Source organism: Nocardioides eburneus, assembly GCF_040838215.1.
Classification (GTDB): domain Bacteria; phylum Actinomycetota; class Actinomycetes; order Propionibacteriales; family Nocardioidaceae; genus Nocardioides; species Nocardioides eburneus.
This window is the reverse complement of record NZ_JBFPJR010000006.1, coordinates 1-24,888: the sequence shown is the minus strand read 5'-3', so window position 1 is coordinate 24,888 and position 24,888 is coordinate 1. Positions and strand designations below refer to the sequence as shown.

The 24,888-nt window shown below is 71.8% G+C and carries 27 protein-coding genes and 1 riboswitch; of the genes, 12 read left to right on the top strand and 15 right to left on the bottom strand.

The window, feature by feature from the left end:
- Positions 1 to 16 precede the first annotated feature (16 nt).
- Together AB3X52_RS04755 and AB3X52_RS04750 are read right to left on the bottom strand one after the other, a co-directional pair.
- Entirely contained in the window at positions 17 to 235 is a 219-nt protein-coding gene (locus AB3X52_RS04755) for a hypothetical protein (RefSeq protein ID WP_367991812.1), read from the bottom strand.
- On the bottom strand, positions 232 to 1,659 hold the full coding sequence (locus tag AB3X52_RS04750) for a glycosyltransferase family 2 protein (protein ID WP_367991810.1): 1,428 nt from the start codon (positions 1,657 to 1,659) through the stop codon (positions 232 to 234). Before AB3X52_RS04750 ends, AB3X52_RS04755 begins: the two co-directional genes overlap by 4 nt.
- Before the next feature lie 157 nt (positions 1,660 to 1,816).
- Here AB3X52_RS04750 and AB3X52_RS04745 point away from each other — a divergent pair, with 157 nt between their 5' ends.
- A complete protein-coding gene (locus AB3X52_RS04745; protein ID WP_367991808.1) occupies positions 1,817 to 2,977 on the top strand; it encodes a GGDEF domain-containing protein in 1,161 nt (386 codons plus the stop codon).
- A 145-nt stretch (positions 2,978 to 3,122) separates the two neighbouring features.
- Here the strand turns inward: AB3X52_RS04745 and AB3X52_RS04740 are convergent, their stop codons facing one another.
- Entirely contained in the window at positions 3,123 to 3,437 is a 315-nt protein-coding gene (locus tag AB3X52_RS04740) for a DMT family transporter (RefSeq protein WP_367991806.1), read from the bottom strand.
- Positions 3,438 to 3,447: 10 nt separating this feature from the next.
- Positions 3,448 to 3,511: riboswitch (guanidine-III (ykkC-III) riboswitch) on the bottom strand.
- 95 nt (positions 3,512 to 3,606) lie between these two features.
- Positions 3,607 to 4,050, bottom strand: a complete 444-nt coding sequence (locus AB3X52_RS04735; protein WP_367991805.1) for an ester cyclase — start codon at positions 4,048 to 4,050, stop codon at positions 3,607 to 3,609.
- A gap of 138 nt (positions 4,051 to 4,188) precedes the next feature.
- On the opposite strand from AB3X52_RS04735, the gene AB3X52_RS04730 reads away from it, so the two are divergent.
- Complete coding sequence (locus AB3X52_RS04730) at positions 4,189 to 4,413, top strand: hypothetical protein (protein ID WP_367991803.1); 225 nt, start codon at positions 4,189 to 4,191, stop codon at positions 4,411 to 4,413.
- Positions 4,414 to 4,435: 22 nt separating this feature from the next.
- Here the strand turns inward: AB3X52_RS04730 and AB3X52_RS04725 are convergent, their stop codons facing one another.
- Positions 4,436 to 5,128 carry a hypothetical protein gene (locus AB3X52_RS04725; RefSeq protein ID WP_367991801.1) on the bottom strand — a complete coding sequence of 231 codons (693 nt, stop codon included), beginning with the start codon at positions 5,126 to 5,128 and terminating at the stop codon, positions 4,436 to 4,438.
- A gap of 129 nt (positions 5,129 to 5,257) precedes the next feature.
- On the opposite strand from AB3X52_RS04725, the gene AB3X52_RS04720 reads away from it, so the two are divergent.
- Positions 5,258 to 5,713, top strand: a complete 456-nt coding sequence (locus AB3X52_RS04720) for a hypothetical protein (protein WP_367991799.1) — start codon at positions 5,258 to 5,260, stop codon at positions 5,711 to 5,713.
- Entirely contained in the window at positions 5,710 to 6,012 is a 303-nt protein-coding gene (locus tag AB3X52_RS04715; protein ID WP_367991797.1) for a transcriptional regulator, read from the top strand. Before AB3X52_RS04720 ends, AB3X52_RS04715 begins: the two co-directional genes overlap by 4 nt.
- 230 nt (positions 6,013 to 6,242) lie before the next feature.
- On the opposite strand, the gene AB3X52_RS04710 is transcribed toward AB3X52_RS04715, so the two are convergent.
- On the bottom strand, positions 6,243 to 6,593 hold the full coding sequence (locus AB3X52_RS04710) for a VOC family protein (protein ID WP_367991795.1): 351 nt from the start codon (positions 6,591 to 6,593) through the stop codon (positions 6,243 to 6,245).
- Positions 6,594 to 6,759: 166 nt separating this feature from the next.
- Here AB3X52_RS04710 and AB3X52_RS04705 point away from each other — a divergent pair, with 166 nt between their 5' ends.
- Positions 6,760 to 7,611: an alpha/beta fold hydrolase gene (locus AB3X52_RS04705; protein WP_367991793.1), complete on the top strand. Its 852-nt coding sequence runs from the start codon at positions 6,760 to 6,762 to the stop codon at positions 7,609 to 7,611.
- A gap of 18 nt (positions 7,612 to 7,629) precedes the next feature.
- On the opposite strand, the gene AB3X52_RS04700 is transcribed toward AB3X52_RS04705, so the two are convergent.
- Both AB3X52_RS04700 and AB3X52_RS04695 read right to left on the bottom strand, forming a co-directional pair.
- Positions 7,630 to 8,538 carry a DMT family transporter gene (locus AB3X52_RS04700; protein ID WP_367991791.1) on the bottom strand — a complete coding sequence of 303 codons (909 nt, stop codon included), beginning with the start codon at positions 8,536 to 8,538 and terminating at the stop codon, positions 7,630 to 7,632.
- An 81-nt stretch (positions 8,539 to 8,619) separates the two neighbouring features.
- A complete protein-coding gene (locus tag AB3X52_RS04695; RefSeq protein ID WP_367991790.1) occupies positions 8,620 to 9,003 on the bottom strand; it encodes a VOC family protein in 384 nt (127 codons plus the stop codon).
- Between the two features lie 188 nt (positions 9,004 to 9,191).
- Here AB3X52_RS04695 and AB3X52_RS04690 point away from each other — a divergent pair, with 188 nt between their 5' ends.
- The 3 genes from AB3X52_RS04690 to AB3X52_RS04680 all read left to right on the top strand — a co-directional run bounded on the left by AB3X52_RS04690 (position 9,192) and on the right by AB3X52_RS04680 (position 11,765).
- Complete coding sequence (locus tag AB3X52_RS04690; protein ID WP_367991788.1) at positions 9,192 to 9,701, top strand: flavin reductase family protein; 510 nt, start codon at positions 9,192 to 9,194, stop codon at positions 9,699 to 9,701.
- Positions 9,702 to 9,717: 16 nt separating this feature from the next.
- Complete coding sequence (locus tag AB3X52_RS04685) at positions 9,718 to 10,722, top strand: zinc-binding dehydrogenase (RefSeq protein ID WP_367991786.1); 1,005 nt, start codon at positions 9,718 to 9,720, stop codon at positions 10,720 to 10,722.
- An 83-nt stretch (positions 10,723 to 10,805) separates the two neighbouring features.
- Positions 10,806 to 11,765, top strand: coding sequence for an alpha/beta hydrolase fold domain-containing protein (locus tag AB3X52_RS04680; protein WP_367991784.1), 960 nt, complete (start codon positions 10,806 to 10,808; stop codon positions 11,763 to 11,765).
- Here the strand turns inward: AB3X52_RS04680 and AB3X52_RS04675 are convergent.
- Positions 11,748 to 13,103, bottom strand: a complete 1,356-nt coding sequence (locus AB3X52_RS04675; protein ID WP_367991782.1) for an ammonium transporter — start codon at positions 13,101 to 13,103, stop codon at positions 11,748 to 11,750. The two genes, AB3X52_RS04680 and AB3X52_RS04675, sit on opposite strands and share 18 nt — an antisense overlap.
- A gap of 115 nt (positions 13,104 to 13,218) precedes the next feature.
- On the opposite strand from AB3X52_RS04675, the gene AB3X52_RS04670 reads away from it, so the two are divergent.
- Positions 13,219 to 14,055 (top strand): sulfurtransferase, encoded by an 837-nt coding sequence (locus tag AB3X52_RS04670; RefSeq protein ID WP_367991780.1) that lies wholly within the window; start codon positions 13,219 to 13,221, stop codon positions 14,053 to 14,055.
- A gap of 93 nt (positions 14,056 to 14,148) precedes the next feature.
- Here AB3X52_RS04670 and AB3X52_RS04665 read toward each other — a convergent pair whose 3' ends face one another.
- Positions 14,149 to 15,609 carry an RNB domain-containing ribonuclease gene (locus tag AB3X52_RS04665; RefSeq protein ID WP_367991778.1) on the bottom strand — a complete coding sequence of 487 codons (1,461 nt, stop codon included), beginning with the start codon at positions 15,607 to 15,609 and terminating at the stop codon, positions 14,149 to 14,151.
- A gap of 19 nt (positions 15,610 to 15,628) precedes the next feature.
- Between AB3X52_RS04665 and yaaA the strand changes: the two genes are divergently transcribed.
- Entirely contained in the window at positions 15,629 to 16,408 is a 780-nt protein-coding gene (yaaA, locus tag AB3X52_RS04660) for a peroxide stress protein YaaA (RefSeq protein WP_367991776.1), read from the top strand.
- Positions 16,409 to 16,584: 176 nt separating this feature from the next.
- Here the strand turns inward: yaaA and AB3X52_RS04655 are convergent, their stop codons facing one another.
- The 3 genes from AB3X52_RS04655 to AB3X52_RS04645 are packed head-to-tail and all read right to left on the bottom strand — an operon-like array spanning position 16,585 to position 19,694.
- Complete coding sequence (locus AB3X52_RS04655) at positions 16,585 to 17,790, bottom strand: bifunctional RNase H/acid phosphatase (protein WP_367991774.1); 1,206 nt, start codon at positions 17,788 to 17,790, stop codon at positions 16,585 to 16,587.
- Between the two features lie 10 nt (positions 17,791 to 17,800).
- Entirely contained in the window at positions 17,801 to 18,511 is a 711-nt protein-coding gene (locus tag AB3X52_RS04650; RefSeq protein ID WP_437440534.1) for a zinc ribbon domain-containing protein, read from the bottom strand.
- Between the two features lie 43 nt (positions 18,512 to 18,554).
- Positions 18,555 to 19,694, bottom strand: coding sequence for a Nif3-like dinuclear metal center hexameric protein (locus AB3X52_RS04645; protein WP_367991771.1), 1,140 nt, complete (start codon positions 19,692 to 19,694; stop codon positions 18,555 to 18,557).
- A gap of 178 nt (positions 19,695 to 19,872) precedes the next feature.
- Here AB3X52_RS04645 and gdhA point away from each other — a divergent pair, with 178 nt between their 5' ends.
- A complete protein-coding gene (gdhA, locus tag AB3X52_RS04640; RefSeq protein WP_367991769.1) occupies positions 19,873 to 21,225 on the top strand; it encodes an NADP-specific glutamate dehydrogenase in 1,353 nt (450 codons plus the stop codon).
- Positions 21,226 to 21,307: 82 nt separating this feature from the next.
- Here the strand turns inward: gdhA and AB3X52_RS04635 are convergent, their stop codons facing one another.
- Together AB3X52_RS04635 and AB3X52_RS04630 are read right to left on the bottom strand one after the other, a co-directional pair.
- Positions 21,308 to 22,870: an AMP-binding protein gene (locus AB3X52_RS04635; protein ID WP_367991767.1), complete on the bottom strand. Its 1,563-nt coding sequence runs from the start codon at positions 22,868 to 22,870 to the stop codon at positions 21,308 to 21,310.
- Positions 22,871 to 22,997: 127 nt separating this feature from the next.
- On the bottom strand, positions 22,998 to 23,435 hold the full coding sequence (locus tag AB3X52_RS04630; RefSeq protein ID WP_367991765.1) for a hypothetical protein: 438 nt from the start codon (positions 23,433 to 23,435) through the stop codon (positions 22,998 to 23,000).
- An 89-nt stretch (positions 23,436 to 23,524) separates the two neighbouring features.
- On the opposite strand from AB3X52_RS04630, the gene AB3X52_RS04625 reads away from it, so the two are divergent.
- Entirely contained in the window at positions 23,525 to 24,613 is a 1,089-nt protein-coding gene (locus AB3X52_RS04625) for a baeRF2 domain-containing protein (RefSeq protein ID WP_367991764.1), read from the top strand.
- The last annotated feature ends 275 nt before the right edge of the window (positions 24,614 to 24,888 follow it).

Genomic DNA, 24,888 nt, shown 5'->3' with positions numbered 1-24,888 from the left:
GGCGTCTCGGCCTGCGTCAGAGCGGCCCGTCGGGGTAGATGCTCCGCGTCCCCGACCGTCGGTAGCGATGACGCAGCCAGTCGGTGACATAGACCCTGGGGAGTGCCTTCCCCACCGCGAGCGCGACGTACATGACCGTGTTGATAGCGACGAAGGTGGCCAGGAGGGCGAACCATGGCGACGAGAGCACACTCTCGGGCAGCAAGATCCCGAGCGGCCGCACAGCCGCGATCATGATCCGCTCCCGGCGGCTTCGGCACGGGTCACGACATGCTGCCACCGAGCCTCATGTCCCAGCGAGATGTCCGCCACGCCCTTGATGTAGACAGCGTCGAGGAACAGCGCGTAGGTCAGCTCCGGGATGATGAGGAGCGCGATCAACCGCGCCCACCACCCGCCTGCCCAGACGGTGGCGACGCGCTCTACGACGAACACGAGGCCGACGCCGATCCAGAACGGGAACCACACCCAGGTGTCGAGGGCAAGGGCCATGACGAGCATCATTAACAGGTAGGACGCAAGCGCGATGACGCCGTAGCCGATGCCCAGCTGCTGCATCCAGTAGCGGAAGGTCTGGGGTCGCACACCGTAGGCTCCAAGGTTCTCGAGCGCACCACGCTGCCACCGCAGCCGTTGCGCCCACAGGCTCCGCCACGTCGGCATCACCTCGGTGACAACGGTGCAGGAACCAGGCGAGATCATCAGCGCGCCCAGCGACTTCAGCGCTAGCGTCAGCTCGTTGTCCTCGGTCAAGGCGAGGGTGTCATAGACCTGGCCCGGACGCCCCGGAAGCATGCGGCCGCGTTCGGCGGCCACCGTGCGCAGGGCACGAGGTCGGAACACCGAGGCCGTGCCGGTGAGCACGAAGAGCCGTCCGCGGCGGCGGCGTACGTCGCGGGAGTAGCGGACGAACTCGTTGCGCTGGAACTGTCCCAGCAGGCCACCGCCCTCCTCGCCGTAGAAGAGGCCGCCGACTGCCATCAGAGCACGGTCGTCGCTCATCCGTCGCACCGCATGGTCGATGAAGCCCCGGTCGAGCATGGTGTCGGCGTCCATGACCATCACCAGGTCGTTGTCGCCTTGATCCGGCAGCAACACCGCGAGCAGTTGGTTGAGCGCGCCGGCCTTCTTCTCGGAGTTCGCGACCGTCTCGGTCACCTCGACTCCCGCTGCGCGGGCCGCGGCGACGGTCGCGTCTGTGCAGTTGTCTGCCACGACGATGACACGATCCGGTCGACGGGATTGGTCCCGCAGCGACGCCAGCGTGGCGGGGAGGCGGTCCTGCTCGTTGTGTGCGGGAATGACGACTGTCACCGTGATCTCTCCCGCGAACACTCCACGGGTCTCTTCCATGACGATGCGCGGAGCCAGCGGCATACGGGCCTGGTCTTCGCTGCGACGGGCACGAGTGGCGATCCGCCTCTCGGTCTCGGCGACGCCGGCGGCGCAGACGAGCGCGATGCCGACGGCCGCCACGACCAGGGGCAGAGACGGCGCCTCGGTGTCATACATCAGCCGCCAGACACCGATGACCACCTCATGGTTGGCCACCGACGCGATCTGCCCGTCGGCGGTGGACAACGCCCACGACAGCGCGGCCGCACCGAGCACCGCCATGCCCACGATCACCAGGCCGACCGCACGCTGAAGTCTTCTCATGGTCCCCCCTCGCCTGCAGGCTAGGTCAGAACCGGATGCTTTCGCCGCCGAATGATGCAGACCACGGGGCCGGAATCACGGCTACGGAACCAAGACCCGACCATGACTTCCGGCATCTTCACCACACCGGCCGATGGGACGCCATAGCCTGCTGCGTGTGTTGGACGTGATCACGCTGCGAGTCGCCTTCGGGCTGGTCGCGTTGACGGTGCTCGTCCTCTTCTACGTCGGTCCCTCCCGCAGCACCCGGTCCAGCTACGCCCGCTGGTGGTCATCGGCTCTGGGACTGTACGTCGCCAGCGCGCTGCTCTTCCTGTGCAACGGCACGCCGGTTCAGGTGGTCGCCAACCCGAGTGGAAACGCCGTTGCGGTGCTCGGCTCGGCCTGCGTCTGGGCGGGCGCTCGCACGCTGCGACACAAGGTCACCAGGCGCTGGCTGCTCGGCGTGGGGCCGGGCGTCGTCCTTCTTGTCTCCTTGCTCGATGACCCTGTTCACGACACGTGGACCGGAGGATCGGCATTTCTCATCGGCATGACGCTCATGCTCGCGCTCTCCTGCGGTGAGCTGTGGGCCCACCGGCGGAGCCTTGTCGGATCTCGACACGGGGAACCCCGCCATGACGAGCACCCGCACGACGTTGCCCTGCTCTCGATGGCGACGATCTCGACCGTCGTCGCGGTCTACTACTTCGGCCGCACGGTGTGCTTCCTCGCCGTCGGCCCGCTCGACCCGGTCTTCGTCAACGTCTTCGGCCCCGCCGTCACCACACTGCTCACCACGGTGATGCTGGTCGTGGTCACCTTCAGCATGTCGACACTGAGTTATGAAAGCGCCACCTCCGAACTGCGCCTTCGCGCCACCCGCGACCCGCTCACCGGCGTCCTCAATCGATATGAGTTCATGCGCTTGGCCGATCGTCTCTCCAAGCGCGACGCCGCCTTGCTCGTGGCCGATCTCGACGGATTCAAGGCGCTGAACGACGGTCTCGGTCATGCCGCAGGTGATCATGCGTTGATCGAGTTCGCCGATGTGTGCAGCAACGCGGTCGGACCCCATGACCTCGTCGGCCGGCTCGGCGGTGACGAGTTCGCGCTCATCCTGACCGACGGACAACGGGCCGAGGCCGTCACCGCCACCATCCGCAGGCGCTTCCAAGACGGGTGGCCGTCCGGACAGGGGCCGACCATCAGCTTCGGCATCGCGCCCATGGACAAGAAGGTCTCGGTCAAGGACACGCTGATCCGCGCCGACGTCGCCCTCTACCGCGCGAAGACCGCTGGCCGTGATCGCGCGGTGCGGTACGAGCAGGCCGGCTGAGCCGATTGGCCAGCACCAGTGGACAGGACCGAGGTCCGACCACCGCCGTACTGGATGCCAGGACACGATCGGCGCGGGGCAGGCACGAGCGAACCAGGTGTCAGCACGGAGAGGCGTCGAACCCGGTCATGCGGATGACCGCTTGTCAGTGCGCGACCTTCAGACCGACGAGGCAGGCGACGAGGCCGAGCATCAGCAGGATCTTGGCGACGCTGACCGAACCGCCGTCGCTGGCCATCTCGTACGCGACGGTCAGGGTCACGCCGACGCCGACCCAGACGGCGTACGACGTCCCGACGGGGAGCGTGCGCATGGCGTAGGCCAGGCCTCCCATGCTGAGCCCGAGGCCGGTGGCGAACACCAGCGTGGGAATCAGGCGCGTCAGTCCTTCTGACCTCCCGAGCGCCACCGCCCACACTGCTTCGAGAACACCGGACACGGCCAGGACGAGCCAACTCACGACGACTCCTACCGGCCGTCTTGTCGCGCTCCGGGTACGGCTCCCTCGTCCGGTGAGCCGGGTCGGCTCACCAACCACCGTAGGCGATCACGAACTGGAAGCGGAGGACGGCGGCATCGGGGCAGGTGCCGAAGAAGTGCACGAACTGTGCGGGATCCGGCCCGAGAAACTAGTCGGCGGTGGTGGCGGGCTGAGCGGCCGTGAGACCCAGCTGCGCCATCAGAGCGCCGGTGTCGAAATAGCTTCGCTGCGTGCGTACCTTGCCGTCGGCGACCTCCATCACGTCGATGAAGTGCAGCGTCGCCGAGCGACCGGTGGCCGGGATGTCCCCGGCCGAGGTGTTCATCGTGCCGGTGTGGGTGCCCCGGCCGGTGAACTCCACCACGACGCAGTCGTCCTGGGCGATGACGCGGTCGATGGTGATCCGCCCGTCGGGGAACGCGTCTGCCCACATCGTGTTGTACTGCCGGACACCGTCAGGACCGCGGAAGACCTCTCCGCTGCCCATCATGGTGATGGTGCCCTCGGGCGCGACCGACTCCGTGAGGTAGTCGAAGTCGCGGTTGTTCCACGCCTCGTAGATCGAGCGCGCGAACTCTGCGTTGTCTGCCATCTGAGCCTCCGCTCTGGCACCTGCCCGCAAGGGGCGACACTAGCCCCTCCGGAGCACGGCGGCCATACCGAGGTTTGGGGGCCGACGGCGCCGGGGTACCGAGGCCGCTTCGGGGGCCGTCGCGAACAGGAGGTCACTGTGTTCGTGTCCCGTTATATGCCGTGCGAGCGGTGCGGGGAGTCGCTGGACCGCTCGATTGACGCTCCGCACGAGTGCGCGCCCGACCGTCTCGTCGAGTTCGAGATGTTCGGCCTGCGGGAGGAGATCGCGGAGCTGGACGCCCGCTATCGGTCCTACCTGCGCACGCCGCACGGTCGGTTCGAGTGTTGGTTGGCCGCGCGTCACGTACGCCGGTCCCGCTGAGGCTTCAGATCTGACCGCCCGCCTACCCGCTGCGGCGGGCGAACGGCTCGACGTCGTACCTCCGGCTCTCCGGCTGCGCCTGGGCGACACGGCACAGGTCGATCGCCTGGTGGAGGAGTTGCAGCAGGCGCTCCTCGCGATCGCGGACGGTGGCCTGCGCGATGCCGCTCACGCAGTGGCGGACGATCACGGGACCGGTCTCGCTGGCGAACGTCCGCCCGGTCCGGCGACCGGACGGGACGCCGATCTGGCGCACGAAGTCATGCGCCCAGGTGGCCGCCTCCGGCGCGTCCGAGAATGCGTCCGACGCCAGCGGTGAGAGGTCGTACGACGGCCGCGACTCGATCTCGGCCAGCATCCGTTCGCACCGCAGCAGCCCCACCGCCACGACCCGCTGGGTGGCGTAGGCGCTGATCGGGAGCGCCGCGATCGTCGCCAGCCGGGCGATCCAGGCGTCGACGCGCGGATCGGTCGGGTTGAGGCCGACCACGTCGGGGATCATCGGCGCCAGCCGCTGGCGCGTGTCGTCCGAGACCGCGTCGTTGACGTCGCGCGCCAGCTCCCCGAGCAGCGGATGGGTACATCGCGGGTGGTCCGACCACTTCTCCCCCGCCAGGTAGGACGCCATCTCCATGAAGCACGCGCCTTTGCGCATGGTGCGATGGTGTCCGCGCCCGAGCAGCGGGACGATGTCCGGAGTTGCGTGGTCTGCCATAGCGCCCCCTGAGACTCTCCGAGTTTCGACGGTACCCCGATGAGGGGTCGGTCGCACTCCCCGTGCACCACGGATCTGACGCCACCAAAGCACTTGACGATCCGGAAAGCACTCGGAATGCTTGCTGTCATGGAAAGTGCTCACGATCTCGCCGAGACGCTGCGTCAGGCCGACCGGGCCGCGGCGGCGCCGTACGTCGACTATCCGCCGACCCCGGCGTGGTACCCGCCCGCGACCGGGCTCTGGGCGGCCGCCTTCTGCCTCGCCATGGCCCTCCCCGACGATGGCCCACTCCGCACCCTGGCTCTCCTCGCGCTGGTGGTCGTCGAGCTGATGTTCGTGGTCTGGTACCGCCGCTATCGCGGCACCTGGCCCCGCGGTCGGGCACCCGAGGAGATCCGCCGGGTCCTTTTCGCCTTCGTCGTGGGCGCCGTCGTCGTGGTCGGCGTCGTCGCGCTCGTCCTGTGGCTGACCGAGCCGTGGGTGGCGGCGATCGTCGCGTTCGTCGTCGTGACGCCCACGATCGCGTGGTATGAGAAGGCGTACGCCGCGGCCGCCGCCCGCGTCCGGGTGCGACTGGGATGAACCAGTTCGGCCTCGATCCTGTCATCCATGCCCCGAAGCGGCTCGCTGCGATGGCCCTGCTCGCCAGCGCCATGGATGCAGACTTCGCCTTCGTCCGGGACCACCTGCAGATCAGTGACTCCGACCTGTCCAAGCAGATGACCGAGCTCGCCAAGGCCGGCTATGTCGAGATCCGCAAGCACGGCCGCGGCCCCGGCGCCTCGACGACCTACCGCATCACCAAGGCCGGCCGCCGCGCCTACCTCGCCCATCGCGAAGCGCTGCAGGCGATCCTCGCGATGGACGAGGTGAGCTCGTAGTCGACCATGCGCCCCACGTTGGACCAGTGCGCCCCGGCGTGCAGCCGCCCCCTCGTTGCGGCGGCGTCTCAGCAGCCTGACTGACCGGTCAGTCAGGTCGCGCAGGTTGCCGCCGCGCGGGCGTCAGCTCACCCGCACCACGCGGCGTCCAGCGCGAATGACCCTGTCGACGCGGTCCTTGTCGGTTCTCACCGGTGAAGCGTCCCACTCCGGGGACGCCCGCGCGCGCCTCAGCGCGGAAGCGGCTTGTAGAAGACCAGTCCGTTGCCCTGGTTGTCATAGACGACCGCACGCCGCTCGTGGGCGTCGTCGTACGGCGCCTTCACGATCGCGCCGCCGCTCTGCTCGATCGCCGCAGCGGCACCGTCGACGTCGTCCGTCTTGACGCCAACAACGACCTTGCCGGGCAGCGGATGGTCGATCGACGTCGCCAGGGCGATCGTCACCGAGCCACCGTCGAGCGCGGCGTAGTGCGCGCCGTCGCGGAACTTCAGCGCGAAGCCCAACGACTCATAGAACGCGATCGACGCGTCCAGGTCGTCGGTGGAGAGGACGATCTGACGCACCTGCTGGTCGCTCATCAATGCCTCCTCGAACGTGCGTGACCACAGATTCCCACGAGCCGAATCGAGAAGCAGTGCCGATCGGGTGCTGAGACGGGCGTACGCCGGCCGTGCCCGGCCTCACCGGCGTCGGCGCCGCGTGCCGCCATGTGCACCACTTGCCGCCGGCGCGCACGATGGAGAGGTGGAGATACGTCGCCCCGACGGCGGCGTGGTCGCGGTGGAGGTCGTGGGAGCACCGGAGGCCACGCCGGTGCTGTTGTGCCACGGGCTGGCCGACTCGCGCCTCGCCGCCCGCCGCTTCGCCGCCGCGGCCGACGAGTTCGGGCGCAGGGTGATCGCGCCCGACCGTCCCGGCACCGGCGGCACGAGCGCGCGCCGACTGGACCGGGTCGTGGACTGGGTCGAGGACGCGACCCACGTGCTCGACGCGCTGGACATCGCCGGCGCCCAGGTCCTCGGTGTCTCCGGCGGAGGCGCGTTCGCGGCCGCCTGCGCGGCCCGCTCCCCCGAGCGGTTTCCGCGCCTGGTCCTCGACACGCCCCTCGGCCCGCCCGAGTGGTCCACCAACGGGATGGCGCCCTGGCAGCGCCGGTCGCTGCGGCTCGGCACCCGGGTGCCGGGCTTCGGCGGGTGGTTCCTCGCCCGCCTCGCCGCGCTCGGGCGTCGTGCGCCGCGACTCTTCTTCCGCGTCGTCACCACCGAGATGCCCGCGGCTGACCGGCAGGCGCTGTCTCGGGAGGACCAGTGGCAGGACTTCGTCGCCGGCTATCTGGAGGCGTTCCGCCAGGGCAGCGTCGGGGTTGCACAGGATCTGCGGCTGCTGACGCATCCGTGGGGGTTCGAGCCGGGCGAGATCACCGTGCCGACCGTCATCCACCATGGCGACGTCGACACGACGGTGCCGCTCGCGCACGCCCGGCGGTTCGCGGCGGCCATCCCGCACGCCCGGCTGGAGATCCACCCCGCGCACGGCCACTTCTCGATCCCCCCCGCCGACGTCCTCGCCCAGCCAGACGCGGCCAGCGGGACGTGACGCGCCGGGCGGCGTACGTCAGCCGCCTGCGATGCTCGGGTCCGGCTCGGAGGTGCCCTGCTCGTCCCGACGCTCGTCGCGCGCGACGCGCTGCACCGTCGGCGAGGTGTCGACGGCGACGATGCCGAGGATCACCAGGACGAGACCGAGGACGGCCAGCGGGAGCCGGACCGGGCCGGTCTGGAGCCGCTCGCCGAAGACGAGGACGCCGATGAGCGCGGCGACGGGGGGCTCCCCCGCGTCGAGCATCGGCAGGCTGGCCGCGAGCGGCCCCTCCCGGTAGGCCGCCTGGATCAGCCAGCCGCCGAGCAGGCTGGCGACGACCAGGACATAGCTCTGCCAGGCGGTGACCACCGCCACCGGCCCCTGGCGCAGGTGCACGAGGCTGACGTCGAGCAGCGCCGACTGGCTGCCCATCACGACCGCCCCGGAGAAGGCCAGGGCCGAGGCGCGAGCCACGCCGTGGAGCAGTCCGCGGGCCACGACACCGAGCGCGGCCACCGCGCCGACCGCCGCCACCGTCAGCAGCCACGCACCGTTCGAGGCGGCCGGGTCGCCGCCGTACGGCGACGTCATGACCAGGGCGAGCGGGAGACCGATCGCCACGGCACCCGCGCCGAGCACCAACCGGACACCGACGCGCTGGTGGTGCAGTCGTGCCGACACGGGCGCGGCGACGAGGATCTCACTGACCATGATCGACTGCACGAGGACGAGCGGGCCGAAGGACAGCGCGACCGACTGCAGGCCGTACGACGTGGCGACGAGCCCGAGCCCGAGCAGCCAGGTGCGGTTCCGGACCAGCTCGAGCACCAGCCGCGGCGAGAGCGGGCCGGGGCGGCGTGTGCGCGACGCCCGCTGCTGCACCAGGTTCGCGACGGCGAAGCAGGCGCCCGCCGCGACGGCGAACAGGACGGCGACGACCACCTCGTCCTCCTCGCTCGGCGCCTCTCTCCGAGCGTTACCCGGTCACATGACCGGCCACTACCCGCGGGCCCCGGCGATGGATCAGGTCGGACGGGTGTCGCGACGCAGCGGGTGATCCTCCGGCACCTCCACGAGCACGAGGCGTACGCCGTCGGGGTCGCTGACCCACATCTCGAGCAGGCCCCAGGGCTCGCGGCGCGGCTCGCGCAGGATCGTGGCCTGCGCCGCGGCCAGACGCTCGTGCTCGGCGGCCAGGTCGCGGACCTGCAGCCACAGGTCGAGGTTGGGCGTCCCTGCGTCGCGCGCGCCCTCCCCGGAGACCTCGAGGAAGCCGCCGCCGAGGAAGAAGACGATCCCGCCGCTGAACTCGCGGTAGACCGCCAGCCCGAGCACGTCGCGATAGAACCGCCAGGAGCGCTCGGGATCAGCGGGATGCAGCAGCACACGTCCGGCGAGAACCTCCATGGAGGCCATGCTGCCCCCTGGCCGGTCGGCCCAGAAGAGTCGGCCCAGAAGAGTCGGCCCAGAAGAGTCGGCCCAGAAGAGTCGGCCCAGAAGGTCTGCCGCAGATCAGAACGTGGGCTGCGCCCGGCGGCGTACGTTGCGACGATCGACCCCGGGACGACTGCAGGCGGAGAGGATCGGGCATGGGCATGGCCATGAGACCGCTGAGCACCGACGAGTTCGACGCGTTCGTGGAGGGTCTGGACTACCCGGTCTTCGTCGTGACGGCGTACGACGGGCACGAGCGGGCGGGCTGCCTGGTCGGGTTCGCCACCCAGGCCAGCATCGATCCGCCGAGGCTGCTGGTCTGCCTGTCGGAGGCGAACCACACGCTGCGCGTCGCCGAGCGCGCGGATCTCCTCGCCGTCCACCTGCTGGGCGCCGACGACCACCCGCTCGCCGCCCGCTTCGGCGGCGAGACGGGCGACGAGGTCGACAAGTTCGCCGACGTGCGCTGGCACCCCGGCCCCGGCGGCGTGCCCCTGCTCGACGACCTCCCGCGCTACGTCGTGGGGCGGGTCCTGGAGCGGCTCCCGCTCGGCGACCACGTCGGTCACCTCCTCGCGCCCGTCGCCGAGCACACCGACGAGCAGCGCGAGAGCGATGAGACCTTGACCTACCAGGGCGTCGACGACGTCGAGCCCGGACATCCGGCGTGAGAGCGGGGAACCACCGATGAGAGCAGCCACCATCAGCCGTCCGGGCGTGATCGAGGTCCGCGACTTCTCCGACCCGACCGTGGCCGAGGACGGCGACGTCGTCGTCCGCATGGAGCGCGGCTCGATCTGCGGCTCCGACGTCCACACCCTCTTCCACGGGTTCCACACCGAGGCACTCCTGGGCCGACCTGGCTATCCCGGCCACGAGGGCGTCGGCACGGTCGTCGAGAGCCGCTCCGAGGCGTTCCCGGTGGGTCGGCGGGTCCTCACCGTGCCGGTCGGCAGCGCCGGCGGCTGCTTCGCGGCGTACCAGCTCATCTCCGACCGCTATCTCGTCGCGCTGCCGGACGGCGGCGATCCCGCCCGTCTGCTCATGGCGCAGCAGTACGGCACGACGGTCTACGCGATGCGGCAGATCTGGCCCGAGAAGGGCAACACCGGTGTCGAGACCGGTGTGGCCGCGGTCATCGGGGCGGGCTCGGCCGGCCTCTTCTTCCTGCAGCAGCTGCGCCGCCTCGGCTTCGCTCAGGTCGTGGTCTCCGACCTCGACGACCACCGCCTCGCGATCGCGCGACGCCTCGGCGCCGACGTGACCGTCCGTGCCCCGCAGGAGTCCGTCGTCGACGCCGTCCACGACCTCACCGATGGCGTCGGCGCGGACCTCGTCATCGAGGCGGCCGGGTACGACGCCTGTCGGGCCGACGCCGTCACCGCGGTGCGCACCCGTGGCACCGTCGGCTGCTTCGGCTTCCCCGAGCGTCTCGAGGCCACGCCGTTCTCGCAGAACGACGCGTTCCGCAAGCTCGTCCGGATCCAGTGGTCGGGAGGCGCTCAGGCCGAGCCGGGTCTGGTCGCGTTCCACGACGCGGTCCGCGAGATCCACACCGGCGTCATCGACGTCGACCACTGTCTCGGCGCGGTCTACGACCTCGAGCAGGTCCCGGAGGCGATGGCCGTCGCCCGCGACCTCGGCCACGGGGCGGTCAAGCTCGCCATCGACCTGCGCGGCGCCGGCGGGTGAGCCGCTGAGCGAGCGGTTGGGTACGCCGCACCACGGGTACCTCGCCGCACCCGGCGGACCGACCGCCGTGGAGGAAGGAGACCATGTCGGTGCGTTGGGACGTCGACCGGCGTCCGGCCACGCTCTGGACGCGGTGCTATCTGCTGGCCATGCGGGCGATGCGGGACAAGTCGGCCTTCGAGGGCTCGCGCCGGACCCTGGCCACCGCACGCAAGCGGCAGCGGTCCGGCGACAGCCCGCCCTCGCGGTGGACCCGGCTCGTCACGCGGGTCGAGACGGTGACCGTCGGCTCCTCCGACCGCCCCGTGTGGCGCGTACGCCGGCGCGCGGAGCGCCAGGCACCGACGGCCCGGGTGCTCTACGTCCACGGCGGCGGCTACATGCACCCGCTGACCCCGGACTACTGGCGCCTGGTGCGGTCGCTGGTCCGCGGCGGCGCGGAGGTCGTCGTACCGACCTATCCCCTGGCCCCTGACCACTCGGTCGACGAGGGTCTGCCCTGGCTGCTCGAGGTCGAGCGCGCGACGCGTCGGGAGGACGGCGTGCCGACCGTCCTGATGGGCGACTCCGCGGGCGGCGCGCTCGTGATCACGATGGCCCGCGAGCTGGCCGGCGACGGACAGGCGCCCGAGCGCGTCGTGGCGCTGTGCCCGTGGCTCGACGCCACGCTGTCGCAGCCGGAGGTGGCCGACCTGGAGGCGACGGATCCGATGCTGGCCGAGTCGGGCCTGCGCGCGGCCGGTCGCTGGTGGGCCGGACGTCACTCCCCTGCCGACCCGGCGGTGAGCCCGCTCGACGGCGACCTGCGCGTCCTTCCCCCGCTCGACGTCTTCATCGGCGACCGCGACATCCTGCGCCCCGCGGTCGACGACCTGGTGCGTCGCATGTCCGAGGTCGACGCCATGGTCCACGTGCACGAGACCCCGGCGATGTTCCACGTCTGGATGACCCGCGCCATTCCGGAGGGCCGCCGCGCACGCCGCCAGCTGGCCGCTCTGGTGGCGGCCGCCGGGCGCCGCGCCCCCTCAGTCGCGGTGCGGTAGGTGAGCGCCGTGCAGGACGCTCGTCCGGGAGCCGGCGCCGCTGTGGATGTCGTACGCCGACTCCGCGTGCACCATCTGATCGATGCCGCTGACCTCGTGATCCTCATGGATGCGGAAGCCCATGACCTTGCGGATGACGAGTCCGAGGACGCCTGAGACGACGAAGGCATAGACCAGCACGGCCGCACAGCCGACCAGCTGGCGACCCAGCTGGGTCAGCCCGCCGCCGTAGAGTAGCCCGTCGACGCCGGACGGGGCGCCCGCGCTGGCGAGGAGCCCGACCCCGAGGGTGCCGACCAGGCCACCGACCAGGTGGACCCCGACGACGTCGAGGGAGTCGTCGTAGCGCCAGCGGTACTTCAGACCGATCGCGAGCGCACAGATCGCGCCCGCGGCTCCGCCGATCACGATCGCGCCGAGCGGCGTCACCGCCGCACAGCTGGGCGTGATCGCGACCAGCCCGGCCACCATGCCGGAGGCGGCGCCGAGCGACGTGGCGTGGCCGTCGCGAACCCGCTCGAGCGCGAGCCAGCCGAGCGTGCCGGCCGCGCCCGCGACCAGTGTCGTGGCGAAGACGCTGGCCGCCGTACGGTCGGCGGCGAAGGCCGACCCACTGTTGAAGCCGAACCAGCCGACCCAGAGCAGGCCGGCGCCGAGCATGACGAGGGTGAGGTTGTGCGGGCGCATCGGGTCGCTGCCGAAGCCCACCCGCCGGCCGAGCACGACCGCGAGCGCCAGCCCCGACGCCCCGGAGCAGACCTCGACGGCGGTGCCGCCGGCGAAGTCCACGAGATGGACCCGGTTGGCCAGCCAGCCACCGACGTGACCGGCGCGGCTCGTGTCGAACACCCAGTGCGCGACCGGGGCGTAGACGAGCACGGTCCACAGCGCCACGAAGACCACCCACGACCCGAACCTCGCGCGGTCGGCGATCGCGCCCGACACCAGCGCCCCGGTGATCACGGCGAAGAGGCCCTGGAAGCAGGCGAAGAGGATCGGGGGTACGCCGAGCCAGCCGCCGCCGTCGAGCAGCGTGCGGAGGCCGGCGTACTGGTGCGGGTCGCCGAGCAGGCCACCGCCGACGTCGTCGCCGAACGCCAGCGAGTAGCCCACCAGCACCCACACGACCGTGATGACCGCGAGCGAGACGAACGTCATCATCATCATGTTGAGCACGCTCTTCGCGCGCACCATGCCGCCGTAGAACAGGGCCAGGCCCGGCACCATCAGCAACACCAGCGCAGCGGCGGCCAGCAGCCAGGCGGTGTCGCCGGCGTCGATCTGCGACGGTGCGGTGGTCGCGAGGGCGGACAGGGCGGTCACGGACGCAGAAGGCACGGCTCATGACTGTCAACAGCGCGTGTTTCAGGACGTGGCGTGTCGTGTTACGCCCGCGTTAATGCATCGCCAGGCTGTGGGACGGACCCTCACCCGTCGGTCCTAGGGTGGCCTCGTGCCCGTCCTCATCTCCCCCGCCGAACTCGCCGAGGCGCTCGGCTCCGACACTCCACCGGTCGTGCTGGACGTCCGCTGGCAGCTGACCGCTGCCGGCGGGCCGCCGTTCGACGGCCACGCCGCCTACCTGACCGGCCACGTGCCGGGCGCGGTCTTCGTCGACCTCGAGACCGAGCTCGCGTCCCACGGCGCGCCCACCGACGGCCGGCACCCGCTCCCGGCGCTCGACGACCTCCAGTCGGCGGCGCGCCGCTGGGGCGTGCGGGACGGCTCGTCGGTGGTCGTGTACGACGGTCACGGCAACCTGGCGGCCGCCCGAGCCTGGTGGCTGCTGCGCTGGGCGGGCGTCGCCGACGTACGCCTTCTCGACGGGGCGCTGCCCGCGTGGGTCGCCGCCGGCGGCGGGCTGACCACCGACGACGTCGTCCCCACGCCGGGTGACGTGACCCTGGCCGGCGGCGCGCTGCCGACGCTCGAGCTCGGCCAGGTCCAGGCGTACGACGGCGTGCTGGTCGATGCTCGCGCGGCCGAGCGCTTCCGCGGGGAGACCGAGCCGGTGGACCCCAAGGCCGGGCACATCCCCGGTGCGGTGAGCGCGCCGACGACCGGCAACCTCGACCCGGAGGGGCGCTTCCTGCCCGCCGCGGAGCTGCGTGCCCGGTTCGCGGCCCTCGGCGCCGACGGGTCGCGCCCGGTCGCGGCGTACTGCGGCTCCGGCGTCACCGCCGCCCACGAGGTCGCGGCCCTCGCGATCGCGGGGATCGACGCCGCGCTCTACCCGGGCTCGTGGTCACAGTGGAGCAACCTCGACCTCCCCGTCGCCACCGGAGACTGACCCCCGCGAGACGTCGCCCGTTCTCCGCGAGACGTCATGCATTCCGGGGTCACGACATCTCGGAGGCGAATCGGTGACCTCTCGGCGCGAGGGTCAGGCCAGGGTGAACGAGACCTTCCGGGCCGCCACGTCCGCGGTGGCGAGGACGACCTCGACCTCGGTGCCGAGCGGCAGCGGCTCCGTGCCGACGACCGGCGCCTCGACCGCGGGCTGCTGGACGGTGACCGAGCCACGGACCGGCTCCTTCTCCTCGACGTCGACGACGACGGCGGCGAAGGACTCGCCAAGCCTCGGCGCGAGGACGCCGGCCTCGACGAGGTCGACGACGGCGTGCTCGTAGGCCGCGGACCGGTGCCCCGACCCGCGCATCGTGTCGGGCAACTCGTGGAGCGCGGCTCGCACCCACTCCGGCACGGGCTGGTCGGCGCAGAGCGCCACGCAGATCTCGCCGGCGTAGCGGTCGACGAGCCGGCGCAGCGGCGCGGTGACGTGGGCATACTCCGAGGCCAGGGCGGCGTGCTCGGTCAGCGCCGGCAGCTCGCCGTCGAAGGTCGCATACCCGCTGCCTCGCAGCAGCCGGGTGCAGGCGACCGTCATCGCCGCGTGGGTCGGGTTCGCGGGATCGAGCGTCCGGATGAAGTCGGGGTAGAGCATCTCCGCCGGCCAGTCGATCCCGAGCGCGCGAGCGGTGCGGTGCAGCCGCTGGATGTCGTGCGGGTCCGGCGGGGGCAGCGTGCGCAGGACACCGACGCGGGCATAGACCATGAGGTCCGCGGCACCGAAACCGGTCAGCAGGGACAGCTGGGCGTTCCACTCCTCGACCGGAAGCATCTCGCGGAACTCCAGGCTCCACCGGTCGCCCTCGACGCTGATCTCCTGGTCCGGCAACGGCAGGTTCACACCACCGCGGTCGACCTCCTTCGCGATCCGGAGCTCGCCGATCGTCTCCAGGAGCGGGAGCGAGTCGGCGTACGCACCCTCGAACTCGCCCTTGTCGAACATCTGCTGGACACCGGCGTAGTCCAGCTTGGCGACCGAGCGCACCAGTGCGCGCTCGACGTGGGTCCCGGTGAGCTCACCCTCGGCGTCGAGCCGCATCGTCCACAGCAGCGCCGGCCTGACCTGGTCGGGCAGCAGCGACGCCGCACCCTCGGAGAGCGCCGTCGGGTGCAGCGGGATCTTGGAGTCGGCACCGTAGAGCGACTCGCCGCGCTTGTGGGCCTCGACATCGACCGGGTCACCGGGGCTGATGAAGGCGGCCAGGTCGGCGATGGCGTAGTGCACGACGTAGCCGTCGCCGTCGCGCTCGAGGTGGAGCGCCTGGTCGAGGTCCATCGACGTCGGCGGGTCGATGGTGACGAACGGCAGGTCGGTGCGGTCCAGCTCGGGCAGCCGAGGCTGTGCCGCGGCCTTCACCGCCGCCTCCTCGACCTCGGGCGGGAAGGCAGGGGTGACCCCGAGCTCTTCCTGAATGGCGGCGATCCCCTCGCGGAGACTCTGCGCGGCGACGCCGTCGTCGGCGCGGGCGACCCGGATGACGCGGTTCGAAGGCATACCGGCACGATATTGCACCGTGCTCATCCTGCTCCCGCCGTCCGAGGGCAAGACAGCGCCGCGTCGCGGCGCCCCGCTCGATCTGGGCTCGCTGTCGCTGCCGGTCCTGACCCCTGCGCGTGCCGAGGTCATCGACGCGCTCGTCGAGCTCTGCGCCGCCGATCCGGTCAAGGCCGTGGACGTGCTGGGCATCCCGAAGACACAGCCCGAGCTGGTGGATCTCAACGCGGCCCTGCGGGAAGCGCCGACGGCGCGTGCCGACCGGATCTACACCGGTGTGGTGTACGACGCCCTCGACCCCGCCACGCTCTCGACCGCCGCGAAGCGTCGGGCCGCGGGCCGGGTCATGGTCACCAGCAGCGTGTTCGGGCTGGTCGGCCTGGGCGACCGGATCCCGGCGTACCGGCTCTCCGGTGACACCACGCTGCCAGGTCTCGGCGGTGTCCAGGCCCACTGGCGCCGCCACCTCGGTCCCGGGGTCGTCGAGGCGCTGGGGCGCGGGCTGCTCGTCGACCTCCGGTCGGGGACGTACGCCGCCTTCTGGCGGCCCGAGGGCGAGATCGCCGCCCGGACGGCGACCGTGCGGGTCCTGCACGAGGTCGACGGCAGGCGCACGGTGGTCAGCCACTTCAACAAGGCCACGAAGGGCCGCATCGTCCGGGCGCTCCTCGAGGCCGGCGCCGCGCCGCGCACCCCGGCCGCGCTGGCGGAGGCGCTCCGCGACCTCGGCTGGGCCGTCGAGCAGGGCGATCCGACGGCGAAGGGCACCCAGCTCGACGTGGTCGTCAGTGAGCTCTGAGCCCAGCACACCTCGGCGCCGCAAAGTGTCACGGTGACAGTTCGCGTGCGCCGTGACACTCCCGAACTGTCACCTTCGTACCAGACGGTCACCGTGACAGTTTGAGCGGCCGCGTCCGACGCCCGACGCGCGACGCCCGACGCGCGACGCCCGACGCCCGACGCCCGGCGCCCGCGTCACCACTGTGTGGCGGCCGCGGAGAACGCGTCGCGCTCGGGCGGCAGCGCGTTGTAGAGCCGCAGCGAGGCCCGCGGCGCACCGCCGCTGGCGTCCGGATAGAACGCCACGACCGAGACGGACGCGGGCGAGAGCTCCATCGCGTAGACCGCCTCCAGGGGCGCCTTGAGCGCCCGGGCAACCAGGATCTTGATCGGCGTGACGTGGCTGACGATGACGACCGCCTGGCCGGCGTACGTCTCCAGGACGCGGTCGAGGCCGGCGAGGACGCGCGCCTCCACCGCCCGGAACGACTCGCCGCCCTCCGGTGCGACGTCGAGCGAACCGAGCCAGGCCGCTATCTGGTCGGGGTACTTCTCCCCCACCTCGGCGAAGGTCAGCCCGTCCCAGGCGCCGAACTCCGTCTCGGCGAAGCCCGGCTCCTCGACGACCGCGGCGCCGAGGACCGCCGCGGCGATCTCGGCCGACTCCCGGGTGCGGCGGACCGGGGACGCGACCACGGCCGAGACCCGCTCGGCCGCGGGCGCGAGCCACTCCGCGGCGAGCCGCACCTGGGCGCGACCGTCGTCGGACAGGCCCGGGTTGGCGCCGCCGAGGCCGCCGGAGAAACGCTTGTCCAGCGTGTGGGGCGTGACGCCGTGACGCAACAGGATGAGCGTCGTCGCTGGACCACCGGCCTTGCCCCAGCCCTGCGCGGGCGGCTGCGGCGCGGGCGCCGCCTCCCGGCGCGGCTCAGCCCGGGAGGGCGACTCGACCTCGGCGACCAGCGACTCGTCGGCACCGCCGGCCACGGTCACGCCGCTGCGCAGCCCGTCGAGGGCCTCGTTCGCGAGCCGGTCGGCGTGCTTGTTGCGCTCCCGCGGGACCCAGGTGAAGGTCGTCCCGAACGGCGCGAGCCGGTTCGCCTCGAGCGCGAGCGGCCGCATGTCGGGATGCTTGATCTTCCAGCGTCCCGACATCTGCTCGACGACGAGCTTGGAGTCCATCCGCACCTCGATCTCGGCGTCGGGCGCGAACTCGCGGGCGAGCTCGAGACCGGCGATGAGGCCGCGGTACTCCGCCACGTTGTTGGTGGCGACCCCGATCGTGGTTCCGTCCTCCGCGATGACCTCGCCGGTCTCGGCGTCCTTCAGGACGGCGCCGTACGCCGACTGGCCGGGGTTGCCGCGGGAGCCGCCGTCCGCCTCGATGATGACGCTGCGCACCGACACAGGGTCAGAGCCCCGACTCCGAGGTCCGCACCAGGATGCGCGAGCACTCCTCGCAGCGCACGACCTCGTCGCTGGGCAGGGAGCGGATGCGCGCGATCTCGGCCGGGTCGAGCGTCAGCCGACAGCCGCCGCACTGGCGAGCGCGGAGCTCCGCGGCGCCGATGCCGCCCTTCTGCTCCCGGAGCCGGTCATAGAGCGTCATCAGGTCGGCCGGCATCCCCTCGGCGGCGGGCCCGCGCTCGGCCTCGACGCCGGCGAGCTCCTCGTCGATCTTCGCGACCTCGGCGGAGCGCTCCTCCTCGGCGACCGCGAGCTTCGCGTCGACGTCGGCGAGCTGGGCCTCGAGGTCGGCCACCGCGGACTGGGCGGCTTCGAGCTGCTCCATGACCTCGATCTCCTCGTCCTCGAGGACGCTGATGCGCCGCTCGAGGGAGGCCAGCTCCTGCTGCATGCGGGCGAGGTCCTTGGGGTTGCTGACCGCGCCGGAGTCCATCCGCTCCTGGTCGCGGCGGCGCCGCGTCTTCACCGCCTCGACGTCGTTGTCGGCCTTGCGCTGGGCGAGGTCGAGATCGTCGCGGGCGACCCGCGCATCGCGCGCCTGGTCGTCGAGGCGCTTGCGGGTCGCTCGGAGCTCATCGATCACGGCCGTCTGGGGCAGGTGGGCGCGGCGGTGACGCAGCTGGTGCGCGCGAGCGTCGAGCTCGGCGACGTCCAGCAGCTTGAGCTGCGCGTAGGGGTCGGCTTTCAGGGTGTGCTCCTCAGATCCGGAAGGTCCACGGGTCGGTCACGGTGGTGCTGACGCGGGTGTCCACCGTATCGCCTCCCGCCTCGCCGAACGCGGTCCGCAGCCGCGCCTCCACGACCGGCAGCCAGGTCCACTCCGCCGCCCAGTGGGGTACGTCGATCAGGGCCGGCCCGTCCTTCTCGGCGAACTCGCTCACGGGGTGGTGGCGCAGGTCGCTCGTCACGTAGACGTCGGCGTCGCTCCTCGCCACCCGGTCGAGCAGGAAGTCCCCCGCGCCGCCGCACAGCGCAACCCGCTCCACCCGACGGTCGGGGTCGCCTGCGACGCGGATCCCGGCCGCCGTGGCCGGCAGCGCCTCAGCCACGCGCTCGGCGAAGCCACGCAAGGTCGTCGGCGCGACCGTGCCGACCCGGCCCGTCCCCGTCGCCGCCGGGGCCGCAGGCGCGAGCTCGACGACGTCGTACGCCGGCTCCTCGTAGGGATGCACGGCCAGCATGGCCGCCACCACCCGGCTGCGCAGCGACCGCGCGAGCACGCACTCGACCCGGACCTCGTCGACGACCTCGAGACCACCGACGCTGCCGATCGTGGGCCGCGCGCCCTCGAGCGGGCGGAACCTGCCCTCGCCCGGCGAGGAGAACGACGCAGAGTCATAGTCGCCGATCCGGCCCGCCCCCGCGTCCGCCAGCGCGTCACGCACCGCGTCGGCCTGAGCGGCCGGGACGTAGACGGTGAGCTTGTCGAGCGGCCCGGTGTCACCCGCAGCGGCCGGGAGGAGCGGCCGCAGGTCGCGGAGGCCCAGCGCGAGCGCCATCGCCTCCGACACGCCGCCGACCGCCTGGTCGGCGTTGGTGTGGGCGGTCAGCAGCGCGCAGCCGGCAGCGGTCAGCGTGGCCAGCGTGCGGCCCTTCGGCGTGGTCGCCGGGACGCCGTGCACAGGCTTGAGGAAGAGCGGGTGGTGGACCACGAGCAGGTCGGCGCCCCAGGCGGCCGCCTCCTGCGCCACCGGGAGGACCGGGTCGACGGCGAACATCACCTTCGAGACCGACGCGGCCGGGTCGCCGTACACGAGCCCCACCGCGTCCCAGGAGTCGGCGGTCGCGGGCGGGTACCACCCGTCGAGGAGGGCCATGACCTCGGAGAGCGTCGGCATGGTCGCAAGGCTAGCCATGGCGAGAACACAGCCAGGCATCGCTCGGCGCGACGCCCCACGCCACGCGTCACCTTCTCGGGATCCGACGCGCCGCGCACCGCTCGTTTCGGGCTTGTTACGGTTCGGTTTCGTTTCCGTAGCACCATCCTGCCCTGTCCCCGTGCCCGAAAGGGGCTCCATGCCCGCGCTCGACGAGAAGCTGCTCGCCATCTATGACGAGGTGCTCAGCCGCAACCCCGGCGAGACGGAGTTCCACCAGTCGGTCCACGAGGTCCTCGACAGCCTCGGCCCGGTGGTGGCCAAGCACCCGGAGTACACCGACGCCGAGGTCATCCGACGGCTGTGCGAGCCGGAGCGGCAGATCATTTTCCGGGTGCCGTGGGTCGACGACAGCGGGCAGGTCCAGATCAACCGCGGCTTCCGCGTCGAGTTCAACTCCGCGCTCGGCCCCTACAAGGGCGGCCTGCGCTTCCACCCCTCGGTCTACCTCGGCATCGTGAAGTTCCTCGGCTTCGAGCAGATCTTCAAGAACTCTCTCACCGGCATGCCCATCGGCGGCGGGAAGGGCGGCTCCGACTTCGACCCGAAGGGCCGCTCCGACGGCGAGATCATGCGCTTCTGCCAGTCGTTCATGACCGAGCTCTCCCGCCACATCGGGGAGTACACCGACGTTCCCGCGGGCGACATCGGCGTGGGTGGCCGGGAGATCGGCTACCTCTTCGGGCAGTACAAGCGGATCACCAACCGCTATGAGTCGGGCGTGCTCACCGGCAAGGGGCTGACCTGGGGCGGCTCCCAGGTCCGCACCGAGGCGACCGGATACGGCCTCGTCTTCTTCGTCTCCGAGATCCTCAACGCCCGCGGCGAATCCTTCGACGGCAAGCGCGTCGTGGTCTCCGGCTCCGGCAACGTCGCCGTCTACGCCATCGAGAAGGTGCAGCAGCTCGGCGGCACCGTCGTCGCCTGCTCCGACTCCAGCGGCTACGTGGTCGACGAGAAGGGCATCGACCTCGCGCTGCTCAAGGAGGTCAAGGAGGTCCGGCGCGAGCGCATCAGCGCGTACGCCGAGGCGCGCGGCGGCTCCGGTGCGTCGTACGTCGCCGGCGGCTCGGTCTGGGACGTCGCCTGCGACATCGCGCTGCCGTGCGCCACCCAGAACGAGCTCAACGGCCACGACGCCGCCACGCTCGCCGACCACGGCTGCACCATCGTCGCCGAGGGCGCCAACATGCCGTGCACCCCGGAGGCCGTGCGGGCCTTCGCGGCCCGCGGCGTCACCTTCGCTCCCGGCAAGGCGGCCAACGCCGGCGGCGTCGCGACGAGTGCCCTGGAGATGCAGCAGAACGCGTCGCGCGACTCCTGGACCTTCGAGCACACCGAGGAGCGGCTCGCCGAGATCATGCGCGGCATCCACGACCGCTGCCTGGAGACCGCCGAGGAGTACGGCACACCGGCCAACTACGCCGCCGGCGCCAACATCGCCGGGTTCACCCAGGTCGCCGACGCGATGCTGGCGCTCGGCGTCATCTGACCCGGATCGTCCGGGCCTCTCGTCCGGACCACGACACTCAGGGGGCGGCCGACGGCGACGTCGGCCGCCCCCTGCGTGGTCGTCAGTTGACCTGGCGGCCGCGCCCCTCCCAGTAGGGCGCCCGCAGCTTGAACTTCTGCAGCTTCCCGGTCGCCGTCCGGGCCAGCGACTCGCGGAACTCGATGACCGTCGGCGCCTTGTAGCCCGCGAGCCGCTCCTTGCACCAGCCGATCAGCTCGGTCTCCGAGGCGTCCTTGCCGGCGGCCAGGACGACGAGCGCGCGGATGGTCTCGCCCCACTTCTCGCTCGGCACGCCGATCACGGCGACCTCGGCGACCGCCGGATGGCTGAACAGCACGTCCTCGACCTCGATCGAGGAGACGTTCTCACCGCCCGTGATGATGACGTCCTTCTTGCGGTCGGTGATGCTGAGGTAGCCGTCGGCGTCGATCACCCCGCCGTCACCGGTGTGGAACCATCCGTCGGCCAGCGCCTTCTCGGTCTCCTCGGGCTTGTTCCAGTAGCCGTCGAGCACGGTGTTGCTGCGCGCGAGCACCTCACCGGCGTGCTCCCCCTCGCCGATGGCGAGGCGGGTGCCGATGGTGGGTGCGCCGGCGCGGGTGAGCTTGACGGCTCGCTCCTCGGCGGGGAGGTCGTCCCACTCCTGACGGACGCGGTTGATCGTCAGCAGCGGACTGGTCTCGGTGAGACCGTAGATCTGGATGAACTCCCAGCCCAGCTCCTCCTGGACGCGCAGGACCGTCTTCGTCGGCGGCGGAGCGCCCGCCATGATGATCCGGACCCGGTCGCGGCCTGGGATCTCGCCCTCCCACGTCTGCGCGGCGTCGAGGACGGCTGCGGCCACCGCCGGGGCGGCGCACATGACCGTGACACCGTGGTCGCGCACGCGACGCAGGATCTCGGCACCGTCGACCTTGCGCAGGACGACCTGTGGGATCCCGAGACCGGCGGTCGCGAACGGCATCCCCCAGCCGTTGACGTGGAACATCGGCAGCGTGTGGAGGTAGACGTCGCGGTCGTTGAGACCCGCATGGAGCGCGAAGGTGACGGCGTCTGTCCACATGTTGCGATGGGTGAGCTGGACGCCCTTGGGGCGCGCGGTCGTGCCGGAGGTGTAGTTGATCGTCGCGGTCGCGTTCTCGTCCCGCTCCCACGGCCGGGCCACGGCACCCGGCGCGGCGAAGAGCGCCTCGTCGTCACCCAGGACGAACCGGTGTTCGGCCGTCACGTCGGCGAGCGCCTCGTCCAGCTCCGGGTCGATCCACAGGACCCGGGCGCCGCTGTCCTCGACGATGTAGCGCACCTCGTCGGGGCGGAGCCGGAAATTGACCGGAACCAGCACCCGGCCCGAGCCGCAGACCCCGAAGAAGGCGGTGAGCAGTCGGGCGCTGTTGTGGCTCACCATCGCCACCCGCTCACCCACGCCGATCCCGAGCTCGTCGAGGCGCGCCGCCATCCTCTCCGCGAGGTCGCCGACCTCGGCGTACGTCAGGCCCGTGCCTCCGGCCGCCTGGGACGCCAGCGGCGGCGCCGGCTGCATCGGCTCGTCGTAGACGCCGACGCGTCGGCCGTACACCTGGGCCGCGCGGTCGATGAAGTCGGAGACGCTGAACGGAACGAACACAGGCCTAACCTCCTGGGCGGGATCGCCGGGCGATGACGACCGTCACTCTAGAGTCAGGCGTGTGACCTCCCGCACACAGAGGCGGCAGGCGGTCGCGCCGCTGCGACGAACGGCCGCGCCGAGGTGGTCACGTCCGTGGTGGGAAGCGCTCGGCGACCACCGCGCCGTAGAGAAGGTGGTCGAGGCCGACCATCGCCCGGCCGACGACCTTGCCGGTCGGGTGCTTCTCGCCGAGCGCCGGCGCAAGCACCAGCTCATACCCGAGCCAGAGCGCCAGGCCGTACGCCGCCCCCGCGCCGCGCACCGCGCGCAGCCGGTCGGGCAGCAGTCGGAAGGCGGCGCCGCCGCCGGCGCCGTACGCCCAATGCAGGAGCTCGGTGAGCGCGGTCCGCCGCCCGTCGCCCGGTCGGTCGAGCGTCTCCGGCGTTGCCGACCGCACCATGGTCTCGGGAGGTGCCTCCTTGAGCAGGCCGAGGTGGACCGTCACCTGGCGCAGGGCGCTCATCATCATCGCGCCGGTGAGGCCGCGCGCCGCGGCGCGGACGAGTACGGATGGGCTGGTCACGGGGCGCCTCCTGGCCGTGCGGCAGTGTCGTGCGGGAGGTACCCCACCGGCCGGGTTTCCGCACCGCCTCCAACGGAGACCGGGGAGCCATGGACACCACGACTCTCACCTCGGCACTGCAGGGCGCGGGCCCCTTCGCCACGGTCCTCGCCGACGTCAGCCAGGACACCGAGAACGGCCGTCACGAGCACGACCTGCGCGTCCGCGCGGCCTGCGAGCAACTCAGCGAGCAGGGCGCGCCCCGGGAGGTCGTCGACCTGGTCGCGGAGCGGCTCGGCGAGATCGTGCGGCAGCCGTCCCCGACGGGCCGGATCGTCGTCGCGACACCCGAGGGCATCGCGTACGACGAGGTGGCGCTGACCCGGGTCGACCAGCCCGTCGCCACCTGGGACGCGCTCCCCGACCTCATGGCCTGGGTCGCGCACCGCGACGCGACGCTCCCCTTCGTGCTCGCCCTCGTCGACCACGAAGGAGGCGACATCTCTCTGTGGGACTCGGACCTGCCGGAGCCGGAGGTCACGACCAGCGCGGGTGGCGAGGACCTGGAGTTCGTCCATCAGATGCCCGTCGGCGGCTGGGGCTCGCTGGAGGTCCAGCGCACCACGGAGAACACCTGGAAGGAGAACGCGGAGGACGTGGCCGCCGAGGTCGAGCGCCTCGTGCGCGCCCACGGTCATCCCACCGTCCTCCTCGGCGGCGACCCGACGTCGGTCGGCCTGGTCCGCAAGGCCCTCGCCGACCTGCCCGCGACCGTGGTCGAGCTCACCTCCGGCCAGCGCACCGAGGACGGCGGGGACGAGGCGCTCCACCAGGCGATCCGCGAAGCGCTCCTCGGCGAGGTCGTCCGGCGACGCAGCGAGCTCGCCCATCGCCTGCGCGAGGCGCTCGGACGCGGTGACACCGGCGCGGCCGGCGTGGGTCCGGTGGCGGACGCACTCGTCCGCGGACAGGTCGAGACGCTCGTCGTCGACCCGGCCGCGCTCTCCGAGGTGACGCTCAACCCGGCCGACCACCCCGGCCTCGCCTTCGGTGGCCCGGAACCCCTCCGGCCCGTGCGTGCCGACGAGGCCCTCATCGCCGCGGCGATCGCCACCGACGCCGACGTCACCACGCTTCCCGGCAACGTCCTCGGGGGTCAGCCCGTCGCCGCGATCCTGCGCTGGACCGACGACCGCTGAGTCCCACCTGGTCGAGTCGTTGGTTGTGACGGGCCGAGTCGTCGATTGTGGTGCGTCGGTCCGTCACAATGCGCAACTCGAGCCGTCACAACGCGCAACTCAACCCGTCACAACGCGCAATTCGGCGTGCCCCGTGGCTCAACGGCGCCAGGCGCGGATCTTGCCCGGCTCGACGTCCGGCGACTCGGTCGCGGCCCAGACCCGGCGCCAGGGCGCGACGTCGGGGCCCGAAGGGTCGGGTGTCGCGCCGGAGGCGGCGCGGCGCAGGGAGGCGT